Raw genomic sequence first — 18,364 nt, 5'->3', positions numbered from 1 at the left:
CTTTTTGTCAAAAAGTATACTCAATATGACATCAAAAAATACTAGCACTCGTCTTCTTTTGGCTTTGTGGGATTTGGGAGGAACGCAGCAGGAAGTTAAGAAGGGTCAACTCACTAAGCGAATTGTAGCCAAAAGCCAGAAGGTGGCAGATTATCAGGGCATATTCGAGGAATTACAGAAGCAGGGTGCGATCGCAATTTCCAAAAAGGGATATTCTCTGACATCTGGCAAGGGTTTAGAGGTGTTGGGTGAGGGTTTGAAAAGTGGCGATTTTAAGTTTGAAGAGACAACTGTTAGCACTTGGGTGGCGAATGCGTTGGTGAAGTGGATTAGTCAGATTGATGTTGCGGTAGTTGGTGCAGATGTACCAGTTAATGGGAAAGGTGCGTTAGCCGAGCTTTCTATTCGCGTAGCGTCTCGAAGAGAAGGAATCGCATCTTACGACGAGTTTAAATCTGTGGCGTTGGAAGTATACGACAAGCTGAACCAAAACTATAACCTAGATGATCTTGTGCCAATTTATCGTATCAGGAGAGAAATAGGCGATCGGGTTAGTCGTGAAGATTTCAACACATGGCTGCTAGAAATTCAGGAGAAGGACATTTTGCAACTTCAGGGTGGAAGCATAGAAGATAGTGCCCCCGACAAGATTGAAGATTCCATTACTACTAAAGTCAGTGGATTGCGCTGTTATGCTAAACGCCTCAATTTTTAAACTAAGTTACTCGGTTTTTTCCCCTTTTATTTTTTAGTAATTATTTTCAGAAGATGCACAATCATGATTAATTCTTTCTCTTCATACTCAGAGATCAACAAAGCTATTACAAGTCATAACCCATTTGATAGATCACTAGTAGTCAGAAATTATGATATCTGGAACCAAACTTTTCCTAATGTTCCTTCCATAAATGCTCATGCATCAGATGCTGTTTATCAGGCAATAGAGCAAATCAGCACAGGAAAACGTTCAGTTATTGGTATAACTATTAAAGCTGAAAAAGGACTGGGCAAAAGTCACTTAATGAGTCGGATTCGTCACCATATTCAGGATGAAGGTGATAGTTTTTTTGTCTATATGAGCGAAGTTGATTATGGTGACTTAAACAAAATACATTCTAAATTTCTAAACACATTGACATCTAGTCTAAAACAGACTGGTAATCAAAGTGTAATGCAATGGCAAGAGATCGCAACTACTTTAGTCAATGAGGTATATAAGTCAAGCTACACTCCTCAAGAGTTAATGAAGCGATTTCCTGGGGTTTTAGCTCAACATCCCAAAATAGTTGATGCCTTGACTGCTAAAGTACTGAAACTTAAGTCAAATATTGAAAATCCTTATTTGATTCAGGCTATCCTATGGACGCTTTCTTTAGATAAAGTTTCATTTGCAACTAATTGGCTTGCTGGCAGAGATTTAGCACAGTCACAAGCGGACTCTATGGGATTACCAAATACTAGCCAAGACGATAAAGAAGCTGAAGCATTCCAAACAGTATGCCAAATTTTAGACTTAATTGGTGATTACAGGACAATAGTCATCTGCTTTGATGAGTTAGAAAGCCTCAATTGTAATGAGCAGGGTTTTACAAGAGCACAGGTTATTGCTCTGTTTGCAAAAGATATATACAGCAGAATTAAACGTGGGGTATTAATTCTAGCTATGTTCGATGAAACTTGGACGCAACAAGTTAAAGTTGTACCACAAGCAGATTCAGTTATTGATAGAATTGGTGAAAAGAAATTTGATTTAAGGCATCTTAATAGTGATGATGTAGTAACTCTTGTTTCACACTGGCTGAAAGATTTTTATGATACGAATAACTTAACTCCGCCTCATCCTGTTTATCCTTTTGATGAAAATAATTTACGAGAGCTTGGTAAAGAAAAACCAATAATTAGAAAGGTTTTACAGTGGTGTACAAATAATTGGAGTTTACCCGGTATTTTAAGACCACCAGTAGATCCAGTTCCACTACATAAAATTGAACAAGCTTTTAATAAAGAACTTGCAGCACTTGATAACACAATAGAAAATTACTTTGAAGACAGTAATACCATAGCTGATGCTATAAGTTTTTGTTTATTAACTCTGAAAGGCACAACTGTAGAGAGAGTAAAAATTGATGAGGTTGAGGAAGTTATAGTCAAAAGTGTAGACAAAGGCTACCTCAACTTTAGAATTATTGGTAAGGAAGACGGAAGAGTTGTCAAAATAGTAGTAGCAGTTGTGCAAGAATCTAGCAATAAATTTGTAAGTGCTGCATTGAAAAGGTTAATAGATTATAAAAAATTTGATATGACTCGTGGCTGCTTAGTTCGTGCTAAAGATGTGAAACCTAATACGAAAGGAAAAGAACATTTAGATGAACTACTTTCTAAAAATTTAGGAGGAGAATTTGTAAAACTTAGTATTGAGGATATTAAGCCTCTTTTAGCTATTTTATTTGTTAAACAAGCTTGCAAAGATTATGAAATTAGTGAAGCCGAAATTTCTCACTTTATAGTTAAACACAAAATTGCAGTTGATAACTACTTAATACGTGAAATTCTAAGCGATCCATCTGGTCAAATTCCCAGTGGCTTAATAAATGAGGAATGTGTTGCTGAAACTCAGCCTATACAAAATCAAAATGGAACTAAAGAGCTAGATGCTATGCTTGATAATTTAATTATTAAACTTGGTTTATGAGTAATTTACTTTTGCTCAATACTGCCTTATGTCTACCTTCTCCCGACGTTGAAGGTTTGCTACAGGGTCGAATAATTATAGCTCTACCCCGGACATTTATCCAGCCGGGGCGTTCCTTTGCTCTTTATCCCTCTGCAACCTCAATCAACGTGCTACCCGATGAAAAATACTACAAATCCAATTTATTGACGATTACCCAAAAAGTTATTCCTCCAATAAGTTCTGAAACAGTCTGGATTCAATCTTGGGGTAAGTGTGAACTGTGCCAAATCGTAAATCACTCAGAATCGTTAAAAGCTTTGTCACAATTAAATATTTGGACAACAAAAGGATTACAAGAGATTTTGCTGCAAAGGAAGCATATCTTTCTTGCTTATTTGCGTGTCTATTTGTTATCTCAGCCAATTGAAATATCTGTGAATCCACAAAGCCAGTTTATAGGTTTACCTGATCCGTTGAAGGTATCTGTTGATTTACCAGTATTAAACGATCGCACCTTCACCCAACGCAAACGCCAATTAGAAAAGCTAGAACCCCCGCTAAATCCTGAATTGGAAGAATTGCAGAGTGCGATCGCATCCCTAGCCATTAGCCAACCAGCAGCGAAACAATTAGACGAGGAGATCAAAGTATTTTTGGGTTGGAGTAGTGAGAAGCTAATTAAGCAACCCGATCCAAATTTAGCTTGGATATATGATATTGCAAAATTGGGCGATCGCAGTATTGAGCTAGAGGAGAAAAAAACTAACTATCAAGCTGGTACAGATTTTGAAAATGTAGTGCGTGATAGCTTAGAACTTCTGGGATTTACGATTGACTATGCTCACAAAGGCGGTGCGGGTGGTTTAGACTTATTTTGTTCCAAACCATACCCATTATTTGGTGAATGCAAAGCAGGTAGAAAGATTCCCAATGATACCGCAGTACAACTATTGAATTTGGGAATGCTACGCCGACCAGACCTTTTTAATCAGGCTGCTAAATTAATTATTGGCCCTGGTGAACCAACACCCCAACTACAAGACGCCGCAAAAATACAAGGTATGTCTATCATTAAACCAGAAACGCTTCAGAAGTTAGTCAAGTTACAAAGCAATCATTGCAACTCAGTAGACTTATTTAAGCTAAAAGAATATTTAAAGGCAGGTCAATCTGATGAGGAAGTAGAAAAATATATTGACCAAGTTTATACAGATATTAGTCTGCGATCGCAGATAATCACAGCAGTCAAAGAACTTTCTGAACAAGACAATGAAACTGCAAAAACTATACGTCCAAGTTTCACAGTTACAGAAATTCGCGTTCATTACAATGCTACTCATAATCCCCGATTAAATGATGAAGTAGTTCATGATTTAATAATTGAACTTTCCTCACCTTTAACAGGCTACTTAGGACGAATTAAAGGTAGTGATTGGAAGAGCGATCGCTTTTACTTTCTCCGCAATTTATCTATTAACTAAATATAGTAAAATATATCTCTTTTCTTACCTTCGCGCTCTTGGCGTACTTTGCAGTTCGTTTAAAAATAACTGAAGTGCGATCGCATTTATCTTAAAGTTGAGATACAAACCTAATAATTCACTAACCCCATTTTTTAGTGCTGCCTTAACTTTAGTTAATAGGAAGATACAGGCGAGCGCTGGAACTTTCTATGTAATTTTACTATTTAGATGGCTATAAAAAAAACCTCAATTAAGCTCTGACCTTCTCTACAATACGCTATACTTAGCTTTCTTCTCCGTATAAATATGCAGTTTTTTTCAAAATAACTAAACTACAGATTGCTTTACAATTAATTACTTCATGAATAATTAATACTATTTATTGACTTAATTTTATTTTATGAGAAGCAATAAAAATCTTAGTTGCAACCCACCACAAGGCATCGCAATCTTTCATCTTTTTCTCAGTAACTATTATTTATAGTTACAAACTTTACAAAAATTTTATACTTAACTACTGTGTAACTTCATTTACATGAGATAAAAATTTAGTACTGTCGAAGAAATACATTATACTTACTACACTGGTGTTCATTAATCATAAACCTCTACCAAGTTTACAACTTAGGCAAGATGACCCATGTATTATCAAATTTGGAATTTCTTTCTTAAAGAAGATAAATACATTTATTGGAAAGAAAAAATAAAATTTAACAAAAACTTTGACAAAGTGACATGGCAAAAGATTATTGATTTCTTGTCACTAGTAGAGCAAACTTTCCAGTTGAAAAGTCAACTAGCAGAAACAGATAGCCTTGAGCCGTTTCTCAAGTTAGCAAGAGAAAACGGTTATAATTTGACCGCAGAAGAACTTGCCTGGTTTCTAGTTACGAGAAGACAGATTTGGGATCTTTTCGATATTGCCCAAAAAACGCCATCTCTCAAAGAAGAATTACTAATAGCTAAAGAGCCACAACAGTTCATCGACATCGCTGCCGAAAATGGCTATTACTTTTCTATAGATGAGTTAGCATGGCTATTAATTGACATCAAATCATCATCAGATTTAGTATCTATTAACAACAGCGTTGGAGAAATTCTCACAGTATCAAGCTACGGCAGAATTGAAACAGGATACTGGATTTGGCTAGCAGAACATTGGGGAATCGTGCCACCATTTTGTCATCGGGATAAACCCAGCACTTTCTTATGTCAAAATCTCAACAATCCTTTTTTACCCGATCGCTGTTTTTTACCCAAGAGTTACTTTAATCAACGCCTGATGGCAATTCATAATTAAAATAATTCGTAATTAGGCAAAGGAAGAGAAGAAAGCAACATTTAGACGAACGATATTGAGCGATCAAACTTAATTACGAATTACGAATTACGAATTACGAATTACGAATTACGAATTATACAGTGAAGCATCCTAGACAGAAGATATATCTTCTATTTAGGATGCTTCACAATAAAAAATTGTTGTTGAGACAACAATTTTGGACAAAATCTAAGATTTAGATTAGAGCTATCAGCTAGCAGAAACGGTCAAACTACCGGGTTTCTGAAGATTGCCTTGTAAAACTACACCCCGCTGATTGGCATGGATGTGACGCAAAATCTTGTAAATTGCCTCAACTTGGTCTGATGCGCCTGCCTTCTCGGCGAGTTCGTCAAGAGAAAGGGGAGTTTTTTCTTTTTGTAGCACCGCTACTACTCGTGTTTGTAAATCGAGAATGGAGGCGGCAGCTTTTTTGCCAGCTTCTACACCTGGTTGATGGTAGGCGTTAACGTTGACCAAACTAGCATATAAACCAACAGCACGTTCATACAAAGCAATTAATGCCCCTACAATTCGGGGATTAACTTGGGGAATCGTGACTGTAATGGAATCGCGGTGATTTTCATAAAGCGCTTGTCGGGTTCCTTGGAGAAAACCGGAAAGATAATCGCCTGATGTAACTCCTGGATCTATTTCAGTAGATGGGCCTTGACGATCTTCCAACACTTCGATGAAGGTAGCAAAGAAATTCGCTACACCCTCGCGTAACTGCTGGACATAAGCGTGTTGATCTGTTGAGCCTTTGTTGCCATAAACGGCGATACCTTGATGGACAACATTGCCGTCTAAGTCTTTTTCCTTACCCAAGGATTCCATCACCAGCTGTTGCAAATAGCGACTGAATAAAAATAAGCTGTCCTTGTAAGGTAGAACAACCATATCTTTTTCGCCCTTTCCATTACCTGCAAAGTACCAAGACAAAGCAAGCAAGGCTGCTGGGTTATTTTTTACATCTGGGACGCGGGTAGCGTCATCCATTTCTTTGGCGCCATCTAGCATAGCGCGAACATCAATGCCTTGTAATGCCGCTGGTACTAGCCCTACAGCAGACATTTCTGAGGTGCGTCCTCCTACCCAGTCATACATCGGAAATCTCGCCAGCCAACCTTCATCTTTGGCTAGCTTATCGAGGTTGCTATCAACACTGGTAATAGCTACCGCATATTGGGCAAACTCCAAATTGTGACCGGCATAAGCTTTTTTAACTTCAATCATGCCGTTGCGCGGTTCGGGTGTTCCCCCAGATTTGGAGATCACCAATACCAAAGTGCTGGCGAGGCTATTCCGTAGATGATTGAGAACGCGATCGATACCTGCGGGATCGTTGTTATCGATAAAGTGAATTTTCAGGGGCGGGAAATCAGGAGCAAGAGCTTCCGCGACAAATTGGGGGCCGAGAGCGGAACCACCAATGCCAATGGAGATAATATCCGTGAAGCGGCTTGCTCTAGGAGGATGAATAGCACCTGTTTGGACTTTTTCCGCAAAGGCTTCGATTTGTTCTAAAGTTTGAACTATTTCTTGTGTAAGTTCTGGAGCTGGTGCTAAATCAGGATTTCGCAGCCAGTAGTGTCCAACCATGCGGTTCTCGTCAGGATTTGCGATCGCACCCTTCTCTAGTTGAGCCATATCCGCAAACGCCTTGTCAAACTTCGGCCGCAACGAATCCACAAAGGCATCATCGAACCGTATCCGACTCACGTCTAAGTACAGTCCCAATCCCTCGTGGAAATATAACCAGTTTTGGTATCGTTGCCAAAGTGCCCTAGCATCCATAGGGAAATCTCAAATAAAGTGTTTTTCAAAAACCAGTTTAATGTAAGGTTATAGCGATCCCTGCCTAGCCTTATACAGTTTACAGTTTTCAGTGTTCCTTTGACCGTGCCAATTTTAGATTTTAAATTTTAGATACTTCGACTCCGCTCAGTACAAGTTTCAGATTAAAAATTATTTCGGTTGATGCCCCGCACTTCTTTACCAGACGCTACCGCGAACGTGCCAAGAAAGCGAACGTAGGTGGAACAAATCCAAAATCCGCAATTCCAAAATCCAAAATTGATTGACTCTTGACTTTAAACATCTGGCATAGGGATGACACGCAGAAATTTCACAATTTCACCCCTAATTTCTATACCAATTAGATAATTGTCTAGGGTGAAGCGGTGAAAAATGCCTTCACTATCAAGCTGTCGCAGTTCTTTTAGCTCGCTCAACTGCCACTTTTGGGCTAACTCAATAAAAACAAAATCATGTACCCGCTCGTAGGCGGCAGGTTCTAAATTCTTCAGGTCTAGCAAAAAAGACCTGGCATAGCGCATTTCCAGACTCACTGGGCGTTACCTTCACCAAAACTTGAGGGGCCACTGGCACTAGTACCGCTTTGCGTAATTCGTAATTCGTAATTCGTAAGTCGTAATTCGTAATTACTATTGCGTAAGGGTTTTAGACATTTCAAATGGGTGGCTTATTTACGCCAAACTTATGCTATCAAAAGCGCTGCTGAATCAGAAAAACATCAACAGTCTGACCGCTTCTTCATGGGTTAAGATATCCCACGGTTGCTGCGATCGCTTGACTTTTTGTATCGCTTTGAGCATATAAAAGTCATAATGTAAAGCTTCAAGAACATTCCAAATGTCTTGCAAATCGTCATCGCCTAATTGCTCGATTAAGTGATGCATTCTAAGTCGCAGCAAATTCATACGTCAATTATTCCCTACCACCAAACACCAACAATAAATAGTATTCCCATAAAATTAGCTACGCTCAAGCTACGCTAAAATTTATTCGCCCAGCGCGGGGGGCAGAGGGGCAGAGGGGCAGGGGAGCAGGGGAGATGAGGGGACAAGGAGATAAACAAAACTCTTAACTCCTAACTCAGCACTCAGCACTCCTAACGCCCAATGCCCAATGCCCAATTCCCAATTCCCAAATAATTTAATATGGTTGACTATCTCATTTTCTTAGCAATTTCTACAGCACTTTTTGCTTTATTCGCACTAGGACTGAATTTACAGTGGGGCTTTACGGGATTAATTAACTTTGGTCATATTGCTTTCATGACTCTGGGAGCGTATACAACGGTATTGTTAAGCTTAAAGGGCGTACCCCTACTTATATCAGCACTGGCTGGGGCAATTGTCGCAGCCTTATTGGGTTTGATAATTGGTTTTGTAACTCTCCGCTTACGAGAAGATTATCTAGGAATTGTCACCATTGGTACGGGTGAATTAATTCGTTTGGTGGTGAATAATCAGGAATTACCTGTGGGTGACACTTGGGTTTCTGGGGCGTTTGGTGTGCAAAGTTATCCCATACCCCTATCCACAGAACCAAGTTTGTTTGTCAGATTAATAATGATTGGGCTTTTAACGCTGCTGGCTGCTGTAACTTTCTTTACTTTGTGGCAATGGATTCGCACCACTCAAATATCTCGAACTACTGATTTGGGCAAAAGGACGACTAGCAAGCAAGAATTTGCATCACGCTTGGGTGTGGGAATTGTGTTAGCACTTTTGGCGGCAGCAATTTATATTTCTGGGGTAATCGGACTGTATAACTACAACCCAAAAGCGGGTTTAATGCTGGTGTTGCTGCTGGTTTTAGCATTTGTATACTGGCGCTTAGAAATTTTGGTGCGATCGCCTTGGGGTAGAATTCTCAAAGCTATCCGCGAAGATGAAGAAATTCCTAAAGCGCTGGGAAAAAACGTTTTTTGGTATAAATTACAATCTCTCATGTTAGGCGGTGCGATCGCGGGTATCGCTGGTGCTTTCTTTGCTTGGCAACTCAGCGCCATTTACCCTGATAATTTTCAACCGCAGATCACCTTTGACACTTGGATTATGGTGATTTTAGGCGGTTCTGGGAATAATGTCGGCACAATCGTAGGTGCGGTAATTTTCTTTGCTTACGATGCGTTAACGCGAGAAGTCTTACCCAGAATCGTTTCCCTTGATGAGGCACGTTTGGGCGCATTTCGCATCATGGTAATCGGACTAATTTTGATGGTGCTGATGATTTGGCGTCCTCAAGGTATCTTAGGGAAAAAAGAGGAACTCACCCTTGGTAAATAACTATTCATCTCCACTTCCCCTTTTGGCAGCCACTGGACTTTCTAAAAGCTTTGGTGGTGTCAAAGCAGTTAATGAGGCCAGAATCGAAGTTGCTAAAGGCAGCATTACGGGCTTGATTGGCCCCAATGGTGCTGGTAAAACTACTTTATTTAATTTACTCTCAAACTTCATCCGCCCAGATAAGGGACGAGTGATTTTTGACGGCGAACCGATTCACAATTTGCAACCATATCAAATCGCCCAGCAGGGAGTAATCCGCACTTTTCAGGTTGCACGGACTCTCTCGCGGTTATCGGTGTTAGAAAATATGCTGCTGGCGGCGCAAAAACAAACGGGCGAAAATTTTTGGCAGGTGCAGTTGCAACCGCACATTGTTGCTAAGGAAGAAAAGCAACTGCAAGAGCGGGCAATGTTCCTGTTAGAATCAGTAGGCTTGGCCAAAAAAGCACACGATTACGCAGGTGGCTTGTCTGGTGGACAACGCAAGCTGCTAGAAATGGGGCGAGCGCTGATGACTAATCCCAAGTTGATTTTGTTGGATGAACCTGCTGCTGGGGTGAATCCGAAACTGATTGATGATATTTGCGATCGCATTATCACTTGGAACCGTCAAGATGGCATGACCTTTTTGATTATCGAACACAATATGGATGTGGTTATGTCCTTGTGCGATCGTGTTTGGGTACTTGCTGAAGGGCAAAATTTAGCTGATGGTACACCCGCAGAAATTCAAACTAATCCCAAAGTTCTAGAAGCTTATTTGGGAAAATAAAGTGCGATTAGCTTTGTGTTTATGCAATGTATTGAGTGATTTGACTTAGAACAAATAAAAGTAAATGAATACTGTTACTTGTTCTAAGTCAAAGGGAACACTATTAATGGCGTTTAGGTTCGAGTAAATATTATGGGTATTACAGCTAGCTATCAACGCATTAGTCCACAAAAGTTTGCAGAAATTCAGAAAGATACTGACGCGGCAGCATCTTTATTTAAGTTTGATTTAGATAATTCTGATTAATCTTTATTCTTTAGGCAAATCACAAATTACAAATTATTTTAGCCTTCGTTATTTTCTGCAAAATTGACCTTATCGTAAAGATCGCGCAATTCAATTTTAAAATCAACCGTTTGCAGTGATAAAATTGCAGATTCATGTTCAAGTTCAGTGAATGACCATTGACTTTCCGCAGTTTTTACATATTGCATCACATGATACTGATATTGGTCAATTAAAATATATTCCTTGAATTCGGGAATAGAGCGATAATAAAGAAACTTATCGCCTTGGTCATAATTTTTAGTCGATTTAGATAAAACTTCAGCAATTAACATCGGGTTCATAACCGTTGTTGTGCTGGTTCCCGTATAAATAGGTTGTCCCTCAATCACCATCACATCAGGATAAGTATGCTGCCGATAACGGGGTATCCACAAACGCACATCACCAATATAAACATCATAATTCTTGCCTCTCAAACCAAACTTCAAATAAGCATAAAAGTTGCCAGCAATTTTATTATGATTTGTAGTGCCACCTGTCATCGGTACAATTTCTCCATCACGGTATTCGCTTTTATATTCTGCCTTTTCCTCAATTTCTAAATACTCTTCAGGGGTGTAATATGCTTTTTGTGTTTCTAACTGCATAAATATACGATCTATGATTGTGCGGCTGCTTATTCATCTTTCATATCTATGTTATACGCCAATAAACCCCATTCTCTCGCTGCATTAACTTGCAAGCAATGAACTCCCGTCGCAGGGTGGCGCAGTCGGGATGGTAGCGTTTAAGAATGTCATTTACCATGCGTTCAGGGTAGTTGACTCCTATATCAAACTGGTTTGCTAACCACTTGAGAATTACTAGACGCTTTTTGCGACTAGCGGGGATTTCCTTAAGGTATCCACCGTCGAAATAGTTTTTCAACACTTTGCTTTCCCAAGCTTCAGTATCCACATCCTCTATCAAGGATGCTATTTTTTCAGGTGTGAAAATTTCCTTGCTAATGCTTTGCAAAGCCTCACTATCCAATTGATATAGACGGCTATTACCTTCAGGACGCATTGTCACCAAATTTAGCTCTTTAAGTTTCGCTAAATGATGAGATACCGTCGGTTCCTTCAGTTGTAGTAGCGCCGCTAATTCTTCGACGCTGCACTCCTGATTCGCCAAAATACCTACAATCTTCAATCGGCTATCATCCGCTAATGCCTTGAAAAAGCGGAGTAAGATGTTAAATTGCTCTGGTTGCATAACTTACTTTTAATTAGACATCTATCTAATTAGAAGTATATCTAATTGAAAGCTCAGATCCCCAACTTCTCACAGAAGCCGGGGATTTTGTTGTTAAATTTAACTAAATTGTTCCTCTGCATCCAGGTTGAACAGCATTTGCAGAGTTTGCATACAGCGCCTTCTGGCTTCCACATCTTGCTGCGATCGCAATTGCACCATCGGGTCATGTAAAATTTTATTGACAATTCCCCGTGTTAATGCCTCTATTATTTCTTGATGTTTGTCAGCGAATTCCGAACCCAATCTCGACAAAGCTTTTTCTAACTCTTGTTCGCGGATGGTTTCGACTTTATTTCGCAGACAGCTAATAGTAGTAACAGTTTCCAGACTGCGCCACCATATATCAAAGGCTTCCACTTCTTCCTCTAAAAGTCGTTCGGCTTCCTGTGCAATCTTCCGACGGCTTTCGTAGTTTTGCGCTACTACTGCCTTCAAATCATCCACATTAAAAGCCTGCACATTTTCCAGTTCATTTACATCCGCATCGACATTACGCGGCACAGAAATATCAAATAACATTAAAGAGCGCTGAACTTCTAAAACCATTTCCAATTTGGCACGGTCAAGTATTGGCTCTGTTGCCGAAGTACTTGTAAATACTAAATCACTATCGGAAATTACGCTCATCATTTCCGATAGCGGATGAATTTTGATCGGTTGTTGAGGGAAGAGCTTTGCTAATTCTTGGGCGCGATCGCGAGAGCGATTTACAATACTAATTTCCACAGCACCTTTAGAAATTAGGTGTTGCACCAGTAGCCGTGACATTTTACCAGCACCCAGAATTACCACTCGGCAAGCTGCTAAATTTGCCACTTTTAGCTGTGCTAACTCTACAGCAGCCGAACTGATAGAGACAGCGCCAGTACCAATACTAGTTTCAGTGCGAACCCGCTTACCTGCTGTCAGCGCTTGTTTAAATAATCGATTCAAAATGGTTTTTATACCGCTATATTGCTGTCCCAGTTTGTGAGTAGTCTTCACCTGAGCCAGAATTTGACCTTCTCCGAGTACCAGACTATCTAAACCACCTGCTACCCGCATAACGTGCATCACTGCATCATCATGCAGCAGCATAAATAAGTGTTGTCGCAGAGAAAGCACAGGTAATTTACTATATTCCGCAAGAAACTGCGTTACTTCCCGAATACCTTGGTCTGCTTCACTGGCAACAATATAAATTTCTAGGCGGTTACAAGTGCTGAGAATTGCAACTTCGTCAATATGGGGATAGCTGGCCAGTTGAGCGATCGCACTTTCAATTTGTGGTTCTGGAATGCTCAGTTTTTCCCGGACTTCTACTGGGGCTGTTTTATGGCTTAACCCCACCACTGCTATATTCATTTGCTAAATCGTAGTTACTAGTTGGTAGTTGAGAATAGGGCATTGAGTGAGAATAGGGAATGGGGAATTTTTGTTTATTGGTTGATAATTTTTCCAACTAATAAACAATAACTAATCACTAAATACTAACTACTAACTAGTGTAACGATGAAGCATTTGGTTGACTATTTTTCCATTTTACAGAAAGATTTATTTCCTAATGCTTCACCTCTACTTTTACCATTCCCCATTCCCTAAAAATTAGTTCAGTTGAAGAGTCTTGGGTTCACCAAACATGTGAATTGTATCAACAAATCGAGCAGTTTTCGACTGGTTAGAAATTACCAAGCTTTGAGTTCTTGCTCCGCCGTTGAAGAAACGTACACCATTCATCAGATTACCACTGGTAATGCCGCTAGCAGCGAACAAAACAGTTTCACCAGATGCCAATTCATGAGCATCATAGACCTTATCGGGGTCATTGATATTCATAGACTTTAAGCGATCGATATTGGCTTCTCTGCTTTCTCCAATCAAACCTGTTTTTACAATTGCTGGATCGTAAATCAGTTGACCTTGGAAGTGTCCGCCCAAAGCACGCATTGCTGCTGCTGAGATTACACCTTCAGGAGCCGCACCGATACCCATCAGCGCGTGGATATTAGTTCCAGCAAAACCGCAGCTTATTGCTGCACCCACATCACCGTCTGAAATTAGGGCGACTCTCGCTCCAGCCTCACGGATTTCTTTAATTAAATCGTTGTGGCGTTCGCGCTTCATGACCACGATCACGAGTTCTTCAATCGAGCGCTCTAGACACTCAGCGAGAATCTTGAGGTTTTCTGTTGCTGACTTGTTGATGTCTACCTTGCCTTTAGCTGCGGGGGGTGCTGCTAACTTCTTCATGTAAAAGTCAGGAGCAGCAAATAAGCCACCCTTTTCTGAAATTGCCAAGACAGCCATTGAACCAGGTTGTCCATAAGCTACCAAGTTTGTACCTTCACAGGGGTCAACGGCGATGTCAATTTCGATTAATTCATCAGGGTTACAGAGAGCTTCGGCATTTGGTTGAGTACAGATACCAACTTCTTCCCCGATGTATAACATAGGCGCGTCGTCGCGTTCGCCTTCCCCAATCACAATGCGACCCCGCATATAGATTTTATTCATCCGCTCCCGCATAGCTTCCACAGCTACTTGGTCAGCAATGTTTTTTTCGCCTTTACCCATCCACTTTGCGGATGCGATCGCCGCTTGCTCTACTACTTCAATAATCTCTAACCCAAGTGTATTTTCCACAGAGTCTGCCCTCTCAACTGCTTGAATTTCCGCCGCTTTATCTGGCCATTTCAGTTTTCAAGTCTACCAAAGGGCGGATACACGTGGAAGAAAGTTAAGTTTTACTGCTAACTCGTTAAAAAAGTGCCAGTTAACACATCCTAATTTTTCACTCCTAACTACTCCAGTATAAAGCGTGTTCAAAAGCAACTAAGTTAAGAACTAGGACAAATGGGTAGCAATGTATATCTAGAACATTGCTGTTATTCAGTGTTTATCTTTAGGTATAAAATAATAAATAAGAAAAAGATGGTAAATTAACTAAAAACTAAAAAACAAGGCGCAGAGTAGATAGCTTGTCAAATTCAGAGGTTAATCGTGTTTATCGACTACATCACACTCATGTTGATCAATATGGTAGCTGGGCTATTTCTACTGGCTGACTATGTGTATCGTGGTATAGATAGTTCTAATCAAAGACAGTGGATTCCTGGTTTTGGGATTACGGGTGCGATCGCACTCACGACTGGTTTACACATGAGCTTCACCTGGCCAGTAATGGGTAGCTTTAACATTGCCTTCGGTGAGACGAGTATCCTATTTGGAATCTTGTTTATTGCAGCTGCGATCGCCCTTGCTCAAGGTTGGGATTTATTGACAATCGCCATTTACGGCTTCTTTGCTGGTGCAGTTGCGATCGTAGTCGGTATCCGTATCATCAACTTGAATTTGACAAAGCAACCGCTTTTATCGGGAATAGGCTTTATTTTAACTGGATTAGGCGGTATTTTTGCAGCACCAACTCTTTATTGGAAAACCAACCGAACTTGGCGGCTAATTGGCGTAGCAGTGCTGATAGTAGCCGCTCTAATTTGGGCATTGACTGGATATTTAGCTTACTGGAATCATTTAGAGGGTTTCCAAAAGTGGGTTCCAGCGCCGATGCGGTAAGCAATGATCTAGGCTAAAGACATAGTTAAAACCTTGCTTAAGATCAATATGCTGGACTTTCTTAATCCCCTTTTAAATCGCCATCCAGAGCGAGTCAAAGCCAACGTCGAACTTTACACATGGCAAACTTGTCCTTACTGCATTCGAGCCAAAATGCTGCTGTGGTGGAAAGGTGTAAATTTCACTGAATACAAAATCGACGGCGACGAAGCAGCCAGAGCGAAAATGGCAGAACGCGCTAACGGCCGCCGCACAGTACCACAAATTTTTATCAATAACCAGCACATTGGCGGCTGCGATGACCTCTATCAGTTAGACACACAAAGTAAACTCGATCCCCTTTTAGCTCAAGCCGCTATTTAGAAATCAAATTAGCCCCAACAATTTTCTTGGTGATGCTATGTTGGGCAATTTTTGATTTTAAATTGCTCAGTAAGCAAGTTTGTAGTAAGGACTTTAGTCCTTAATTTTCTAAGCACTAAAGTGCTTACTACAAACCCTAAACTTTCAAAACTAGCTTGACAAAGTGCCAGAAAACTGTGGCACAAGTTTGCCCACCTTTAGGGCAAGGAATATTGAATTGATAAGAATATGTTAACCATGTATACGGAATATCTTATACATCAACAATGGATGAATTATGCCTTAGAATTAGCAAAAACAGCAGGTGATGCAGGTGAAATCCCTGTAGGTGCTGTTATCATTGATTCAACAGGCAAATTGCTAGCAGAAGGAGAAAACAGAAAAGAGCGCGATAAAGACCCTACTGCTCATGCGGAAATTCTATCTATCAAGACAGCTGCAACAACTTTACAAAATTGGCATCTTAATGAATGCACACTCTATGTCACTCTCGAACCTTGCCCGATGTGTGCAGGTGCGATCGTCCAATCACGACTAGGACTACTGGTATATGGAGTAGACGATACAAAAACTGGCGCAATTCGTACAGTTATTAACATCCCCGATAGTGCTGCTTCTAATCACCGTCTCCAAGTAATCGGAGGCATTCTAGAGTCAGCTTGTCGTCAGCAATTACAGACTTGGTTTGCTATTAGGCGGCGTAAAGTAAACTAACGGACAGAGGTAAAACTGTCCATCTACTACGACACAAGTCACACAAGAGAATCTACGGTGTAACTAATCACGCCTTTCGTTAAATTTTTACCCGTCAATCAGCTGCATCCGTCATGATGGAATTTTACTCTTCATCCGATACCAGCCAGCACACCTCAGTAAGTCCTCAGGTAGATAGCACTACCTCAAAGGTTTCTCCTTGGTTAAGTCCCCTGGCATATTTATTAGGGCGTCACTGCCTATTACCATTATTCTTTGGACAAATTAGAATAACCGGACAAAAAAATATCCCCACAACTGGGCCTGTGATCCTTGCGCCTACCCATCGGGCGCGTTGGGATGCGTTGCTTGTACCCTACGCTACCGCTTGCCTGAGAAAGCAAGACTTGCGATTTATGGTGACTATTGACGAATGCCAAGGTTTGCAAGGCTGGTTTGTTCGACGTTTAGGGGGATTTCCTGTAAATTCTAAGCATCCATCAATTCGCACGCTGCGACATGGAGTAGAGCTACTTCAGCAGCACAAAACCCTGGTCATCTTTCCAGAAGGTAACATTTTTCGTGATGGCCAAGTTCACCAGTTGAAGCCAGGAATTGCTCGTCTTGCTTTGAGTGCTGAATCTAGCCATTCCGGGCTGGGAGTGAAAATTATACCCGTAGGCATTAACTACAGCCAACCTTATCCCAATTGGGGTACAGATGTGAGTATTGACATTGGCTCCCCAATAAAAGTCGCAGATTACATGAATGGCTGTATAAAACAAGATGCAAAAAACATCACAACTGATTTAGCAAAGGCACTGCAACAATTGAGCCATCAAGAAACAAAAGTTACTAATCACGCATTTGCAGAAATTACTAATTCTTGATAAAGTCAAACCTCATAATCATTGACCGTGCATAATTCAGAAACTGCAAAATTCAATATTTGAGACTAATTGCTAACTGCACTGCTATATTCATCCTAAGTAAGTCAAAAAAGATTAGTGGTATTTTGCAACCTTTGAGGATGTATAGCAATCGAAGTATAGGTTAGGACGTTAAACGAATAGCTGTATCAACTCTGTCCCGAAAATGTTCGATAGTACCAACTGATTTCCTAACTCGGTTTTTTATCGGAAACCAATAATGTTCAATATCGTTTAAATCAGGAGAGTATGGTGGTAAATACTCTCTTTTCACACCCGACAGATTCAATTAATTCACGAATTTTCTGAGATTTGTGAAAAGTGGCATTATCTAAAATAACTGTCTGTCCTAACTTGAGTTCAGGTAAAAGTTTTTCTTCAAGCCATTTCTCAAAGACTAATCGATTGCACGAGCCTTCAAATGTCAATGGAGCAACTAACTTTCCCTGGCATAAAGCACTCATAATACTTACTCTCAGGTTTCTTCTTCCTGATTTTAAATCGTAAAATCTTTTTCCCTTGGGATTCCATCCATAACCATAATCTTCTCGATTATCTATTCCTGATTCATCAACGTAAACTAGCTGTGAGCGTTCTTTTTGACTGATTTTGGCAAGAAATTCCCGCCTTTTTTCTTCATCTCTTTCTCTGTACCCGTAGGTTTTTTTTCGGGTATAACCAATTTTTCTCAAGGCTTTTCCTATACTGCGATCGCTAATCTTTTCTGGCCAAGCCTCTGCCATTTCTGCTTGAGTTTTACTGCCATTTGCTTGCACAAACTGCTGAAATTGCTCTAAATCAGTAATTTTGGGATTATATCCTTGCTGATATCTTACTTTCGCCTGATAATCTCCTGTCTCTTCTCTCTTCTTTAACCAAGTGTCTATTGTATTACGGCTAATTTGAAATATGCGACTAGCTTGAACCTATCCCACTAATAATATTTTGTTAATCCAGATGTGGATTGTAGCAAGGT

General features: G+C 40.3%; 17 protein-coding genes and 1 pseudogene. 10 read left to right on the top strand and 8 right to left on the bottom strand.

Annotated features, from left to right (window positions below; genetic code table 11):
* The first annotated feature begins 25 nt into the window (after positions 1–25).
* The 4 genes from RM049_RS32830 (at position 26) to RM049_RS32815 (ending at position 5,437) form a co-directional block, all read left to right on the top strand.
* On the top strand, positions 26–715 hold the full coding sequence (locus RM049_RS32830) for a hypothetical protein (RefSeq protein ID WP_322707164.1): 690 nt from the start codon (positions 26–28) through the stop codon (positions 713–715).
* A gap of 63 nt (positions 716–778) precedes the next feature.
* Positions 779–2,692, top strand: coding sequence for a P-loop NTPase fold protein (locus RM049_RS32825; protein WP_322707163.1), 1,914 nt, complete (start codon positions 779–781; stop codon positions 2,690–2,692).
* On the top strand, positions 2,689–4,155 hold the full coding sequence (locus tag RM049_RS32820; RefSeq protein ID WP_322707162.1) for a DUF1802 family protein: 1,467 nt from the start codon (positions 2,689–2,691) through the stop codon (positions 4,153–4,155). Before RM049_RS32825 ends, RM049_RS32820 begins: the two co-directional genes overlap by 4 nt.
* A gap of 622 nt (positions 4,156–4,777) precedes the next feature.
* Complete coding sequence (locus tag RM049_RS32815; RefSeq protein WP_322674982.1) at positions 4,778–5,437, top strand: Nif11-like leader peptide family natural product precursor; 660 nt, start codon at positions 4,778–4,780, stop codon at positions 5,435–5,437.
* Positions 5,438–5,668: 231 nt separating this feature from the next.
* On the opposite strand, the gene RM049_RS32810 is transcribed toward RM049_RS32815, so the two are convergent.
* From RM049_RS32810 to RM049_RS32800, 3 genes are all read right to left on the bottom strand, one after another.
* Positions 5,669–7,255 carry a glucose-6-phosphate isomerase gene (locus RM049_RS32810; RefSeq protein ID WP_322707161.1) on the bottom strand — a complete coding sequence of 529 codons (1,587 nt, stop codon included), beginning with the start codon at positions 7,253–7,255 and terminating at the stop codon, positions 5,669–5,671.
* A gap of 296 nt (positions 7,256–7,551) precedes the next feature.
* Positions 7,552–7,809 carry a cytotoxic translational repressor of toxin-antitoxin stability system gene (locus tag RM049_RS32805; RefSeq protein WP_322707160.1) on the bottom strand — a complete coding sequence of 86 codons (258 nt, stop codon included), beginning with the start codon at positions 7,807–7,809 and terminating at the stop codon, positions 7,552–7,554.
* A 174-nt stretch (positions 7,810–7,983) separates the two neighbouring features.
* Positions 7,984–8,181, bottom strand: a complete 198-nt coding sequence (locus tag RM049_RS32800; protein ID WP_104907481.1) for a hypothetical protein — start codon at positions 8,179–8,181, stop codon at positions 7,984–7,986.
* A gap of 240 nt (positions 8,182–8,421) precedes the next feature.
* Between RM049_RS32800 and RM049_RS32795 the strand changes: the two genes are divergently transcribed.
* A complete protein-coding gene (locus tag RM049_RS32795) occupies positions 8,422–9,555 on the top strand; it encodes a branched-chain amino acid ABC transporter permease (protein WP_322707159.1) in 1,134 nt (377 codons plus the stop codon).
* Positions 9,545–10,327 (top strand): ABC transporter ATP-binding protein, encoded by a 783-nt coding sequence (locus RM049_RS32790; RefSeq protein WP_322663497.1) that lies wholly within the window; start codon positions 9,545–9,547, stop codon positions 10,325–10,327. The genes RM049_RS32795 and RM049_RS32790 overlap by 11 nt, the downstream gene beginning before the upstream one ends.
* A 284-nt stretch (positions 10,328–10,611) precedes the next feature.
* On the opposite strand, the gene RM049_RS32785 is transcribed toward RM049_RS32790, so the two are convergent.
* From RM049_RS32785 to glpX, 4 genes are all read right to left on the bottom strand, one after another.
* Complete coding sequence (locus RM049_RS32785; RefSeq protein ID WP_322707158.1) at positions 10,612–11,202, bottom strand: Uma2 family endonuclease; 591 nt, start codon at positions 11,200–11,202, stop codon at positions 10,612–10,614.
* Positions 11,203–11,248: 46 nt separating this feature from the next.
* Complete coding sequence (locus RM049_RS32780; RefSeq protein ID WP_322707157.1) at positions 11,249–11,809, bottom strand: metalloregulator ArsR/SmtB family transcription factor; 561 nt, start codon at positions 11,807–11,809, stop codon at positions 11,249–11,251.
* 99 nt (positions 11,810–11,908) lie between these two features.
* Positions 11,909–13,195 carry a glutamyl-tRNA reductase gene (locus RM049_RS32775; RefSeq protein WP_322707156.1) on the bottom strand — a complete coding sequence of 429 codons (1,287 nt, stop codon included), beginning with the start codon at positions 13,193–13,195 and terminating at the stop codon, positions 11,909–11,911.
* A 240-nt stretch (positions 13,196–13,435) separates the two neighbouring features.
* Positions 13,436–14,473, bottom strand: coding sequence for a class II fructose-bisphosphatase (gene glpX / locus RM049_RS32770; protein WP_174712494.1), 1,038 nt, complete (start codon positions 14,471–14,473; stop codon positions 13,436–13,438).
* 357 nt (positions 14,474–14,830) lie between these two features.
* Here glpX and RM049_RS32765 point away from each other — a divergent pair, with 357 nt between their 5' ends.
* The 4 genes from RM049_RS32765 to RM049_RS32750 all read left to right on the top strand — a co-directional run bounded on the left by RM049_RS32765 (position 14,831) and on the right by RM049_RS32750 (position 17,349).
* Complete coding sequence (locus RM049_RS32765) at positions 14,831–15,403, top strand: DUF981 domain-containing protein (RefSeq protein ID WP_322707155.1); 573 nt, start codon at positions 14,831–14,833, stop codon at positions 15,401–15,403.
* A 48-nt stretch (positions 15,404–15,451) separates the two neighbouring features.
* Positions 15,452–15,766, top strand: coding sequence for a glutaredoxin 3 (gene grxC / locus RM049_RS32760; RefSeq protein WP_322663510.1), 315 nt, complete (start codon positions 15,452–15,454; stop codon positions 15,764–15,766).
* A gap of 228 nt (positions 15,767–15,994) precedes the next feature.
* Positions 15,995–16,480 (top strand): tRNA adenosine(34) deaminase TadA, encoded by a 486-nt coding sequence (tadA, locus tag RM049_RS32755; protein WP_322707154.1) that lies wholly within the window; start codon positions 15,995–15,997, stop codon positions 16,478–16,480.
* Positions 16,481–16,593: 113 nt separating this feature from the next.
* Positions 16,594–17,349 (top strand): 1-acyl-sn-glycerol-3-phosphate acyltransferase, encoded by a 756-nt coding sequence (locus tag RM049_RS32750; RefSeq protein ID WP_322707153.1) that lies wholly within the window; start codon positions 16,594–16,596, stop codon positions 17,347–17,349.
* 163 nt (positions 17,350–17,512) lie between these two features.
* Here the strand turns inward: RM049_RS32750 and RM049_RS32745 are convergent.
* Positions 17,513–18,311, bottom strand: a pseudogene (locus RM049_RS32745) (IS630 family transposase); the annotation flags it as partial.
* Positions 18,312–18,364 lie beyond the last annotated feature (53 nt).

It is taken from the genome of Nostoc sp. DedQUE04, from assembly GCF_034530995.1.
Classification (GTDB): Bacteria; Cyanobacteriota; Cyanobacteriia; order Cyanobacteriales; family Nostocaceae; genus Nostoc.
The sequence above is the reverse complement of the archived record's forward strand: the minus strand, read 5'-3'. Positions and strand labels throughout refer to the sequence as shown.

What these genes read in the sequence shown, in the direction of transcription:
- RM049_RS32780 (WP_322707157.1), bottom strand. Translation starts at nt 11,809, where the DNA reads ATGCAACCAGAGCAATTTAACATCTTACTCCGCTTTTTCAAGGCATTA.
- RM049_RS32775 (WP_322707156.1), bottom strand. Translation starts at nt 13,195, where the DNA reads ATGAATATAGCAGTGGTGGGGTTAAGCCATAAAACAGCCCCAGTAGAA.
- RM049_RS32795 (WP_322707159.1), top strand. Translation starts at nt 8,422, where the DNA reads ATGGTTGACTATCTCATTTTCTTAGCAATTTCTACAGCACTTTTTGCT.
- RM049_RS32815 (WP_322674982.1), top strand. Translation starts at nt 4,778, where the DNA reads ATGTATTATCAAATTTGGAATTTCTTTCTTAAAGAAGATAAATACATT.
- RM049_RS32750 (WP_322707153.1), top strand. Translation starts at nt 16,594, where the DNA reads ATGATGGAATTTTACTCTTCATCCGATACCAGCCAGCACACCTCAGTA.
- RM049_RS32820 (WP_322707162.1), top strand. Translation starts at nt 2,689, where the DNA reads ATGAGTAATTTACTTTTGCTCAATACTGCCTTATGTCTACCTTCTCCC.
- RM049_RS32800 (WP_104907481.1), bottom strand. Translation starts at nt 8,181, where the DNA reads ATGAATTTGCTGCGACTTAGAATGCATCACTTAATCGAGCAATTAGGC.
- grxC (WP_322663510.1), top strand. Translation starts at nt 15,452, where the DNA reads ATGCTGGACTTTCTTAATCCCCTTTTAAATCGCCATCCAGAGCGAGTC.
- RM049_RS32785 (WP_322707158.1), bottom strand. Translation starts at nt 11,202, where the DNA reads ATGCAGTTAGAAACACAAAAAGCATATTACACCCCTGAAGAGTATTTA.
- RM049_RS32825 (WP_322707163.1), top strand. Translation starts at nt 779, where the DNA reads ATGATTAATTCTTTCTCTTCATACTCAGAGATCAACAAAGCTATTACA.
- RM049_RS32830 (WP_322707164.1), top strand. Translation starts at nt 26, where the DNA reads ATGACATCAAAAAATACTAGCACTCGTCTTCTTTTGGCTTTGTGGGAT.
- RM049_RS32810 (WP_322707161.1), bottom strand. Translation starts at nt 7,255, where the DNA reads ATGGATGCTAGGGCACTTTGGCAACGATACCAAAACTGGTTATATTTC.
- tadA (WP_322707154.1), top strand. Translation starts at nt 15,995, where the DNA reads ATGTTAACCATGTATACGGAATATCTTATACATCAACAATGGATGAAT.